The organism is Campylobacter parajejuni, assembly GCF_046764905.1.
GTDB lineage: Bacteria > Campylobacterota > Campylobacteria > Campylobacterales > Campylobacteraceae > Campylobacter_D.
The window spans coordinates 1-2,340 of the sequence record NZ_JBKORB010000020.1 but is presented as its reverse complement, the minus strand read 5'-3'; the positions used below and the strand labels follow the sequence as shown (position 1 = coordinate 2,340).

Genomic DNA, 2,340 nt, shown 5'->3' with positions numbered 1-2,340 from the left:
GATTAAAGAGCATTTGGAATTTATGGAATTAGTTTATGGACATATTAAAGCTCAAGAAAATGCTTTGATTAAAAATATATTTCCTTTAGAAGAAAAGCTTAAAGAAAGAGGATTAGGGAAGTGGATAAAGAACTTTTTTTAAAAAACACCCAAGCCTTATTTGAAGTAGATGAAATTCTAGCCTACAAGTTAAGAATGCTTACGCATTTAAATTTTGGCATACTTCAAAATGAAAATGGAGTTAATTTTTCAAAAGACACAATTTTTCTTTATGAAAACCCACAGCAAGAATTTTTAGAAAATTTAAGTCTTTTTCAAAGCGAATACAAAAAATATCCAGTATTATATTTTTATGGTTTTGGAAATGGTATGTTTTACAAGGCTTTGTGTGAAAATAAAAATCACAAGAAAATCATCGTTTTTGAAGATGATTTGGAAATTTTAGCCCTAGCCTTTCATTTGTTTGATTTTACCAAAGAATTAAAAAGCGAAAAACTCATACTTTTTCATAGCCAAACCCTTAACACAGCACAACTTAGCACGCTTTATATGAATGAAATCTTACAAAAGAGTGTGAAAATTTTTAAGCTTTTTATCCATAGTGATTTTTATCAAAAATTTTACAGCACACAAATACAAGAAGTGCAGAGCCAACTCATAGAAATGATACGCTTTATCGTGTTAAATAAGGGCAATGACCCCCACGATTCTTTAATAGGCATTAAGCATACCTTAGACAATATCCCTAAAATGCTTAGGCGTGGAATTTTCCAAGCCTTCCTTAAAGAAAGAAGAGCCAAAGCGAAAAATGCCATTATCGTCTCAACCGGACCCAGTCTTATCAAGCAGCTTCCTTTGCTTAAAAAATATGCGAATAAGGCGGTGATTTTTTGTGCGGATAGTGCTTATTCTATTTTGGCTAAGAATGACATTAAGCCTGATTATGTGTGTATGATTGAACGCGATGAAGTGGTAGCTGAGTGCTTTAATAATGATTTTAAAGATTTTAACAAGGGCATACTTTTCATCATCGCTTCTGTGGTGCATCGTAATGCTATTGATTTTTTGCAAAGAGATGGCAGGGTTTTTATGCTAGTGCATCGTCCTTTAAATTTCGCAGCGAGTTTAAAACTAGATGAATACGGCTACATAGGAGTAGGACACAGCGTTTCTAATATGAGCTATGAAATGGCAGGGGCTTTAAGATTTGATAATATCATTTTCATAGGGCAGGATTTAGCTTACGCCGAAGATGGAAGTTCGCATCCTAAGGAGCATATTTATGGTAGCCATAGCGAAGAAATAGAAGGCGAAAGCTACACCACAGCTTACGGGGGCGAAGGTAGGGTTAGAACTCAGCTGAGTTGGAATTTATTCCGTCAGGCTTTTGAAAAGGATATATTTTGGGCGAAAGAAAGGCTAGGCATAAATACCTACAACTGCACTGAAGGCGGGGCTAGGATAGAAGGAAGTATAGAAAAGCCTTTTTTATGGGCTTGTGAGAATTTATTAAATGAAGATTTAAATAAACCCTTTGATTTTCCAAAAAGCTTAAATCAAAAAGCTGCCAAAGAAAAACAAGAGAGACTTAAAAAACAGCTTCAAAAAGGTATTTTAGAAGCTAAAGAATTCACTAAAAAAACACAAACTCAACTTCAAAAACTCAAATACACTCTTGAAAAAAAAGGAGCTACACTCAAGGAAGAGGATTTTCATACTTTAGAAAAAATTAAAAATAACTTGCTGCATTTTTTTAAAGAATTTAAAGAATTAAAGCTTTTTAATGAGCTTTCTCAGGCGATTTATTTTCATAATGAATGTGAAATTTTAAAATTTGAAGTGTTGAGCTTGGAAAAACAAAAAGCCAATTTAATAGACTTTTTAAAAATACAATACAATTGGTTTATGCAAGGTTTAGGCTACCTTGATACGCAAAATCAAACCCTAGAAAAAGCTTTAAAAAACTGGGATTTTGTCGATATGGAAGAAAATAATTTAGCATAATTTAGGACAAAAAATGACTTTTAACCCCACCCAAAAAGAACTTTTTAACAAAAACATTCAAGCCTTAAATGATATGGCTTTAAAAGAAAAGCTAGAGCAAATCAAAGTTGCTAAATTTGAACTTATACTAGGAGAAGATAAGCTAGATATTAATCTAAAAGATAGGACTAAAAACACCTTTCTTTACGCTAATGCTCTTGCTGAGTTAAATGCTATGCTCCAAACTTACAATGACAAATACCTACTTTATCCTGTATTATATTTTTATGGTTTTGGAAATGGAATTTTATTTAAAGCCCTACTTCAAAATAAACATCATAAGCATATAGTTGTTTT

The 2,340-nt window shown here is 32.3% G+C and carries 2 protein-coding genes and 1 pseudogene; all 3 read left to right on the top strand.

Going from position 1 to position 2,340, the window contains the following annotated elements; all coding sequences use genetic code 11:
• The coding region (locus ACLL8X_RS09220) for a hypothetical protein (RefSeq protein WP_411990624.1) at window positions 1–142 on the top strand (142 nt) is incomplete at its 5' end.
• Entirely contained in the window at window positions 121–2,004 is a 1,884-nt protein-coding gene (locus ACLL8X_RS09215) for a motility associated factor glycosyltransferase family protein (RefSeq protein WP_411990623.1), read from the top strand. The genes ACLL8X_RS09220 and ACLL8X_RS09215, both read left to right, overlap by 22 nt.
• 13 nt (window positions 2,005–2,017) lie before the next feature.
• A pseudogene (locus ACLL8X_RS09210) lies at window positions 2,018–2,340 on the top strand (motility associated factor glycosyltransferase family protein); the annotation flags it as partial.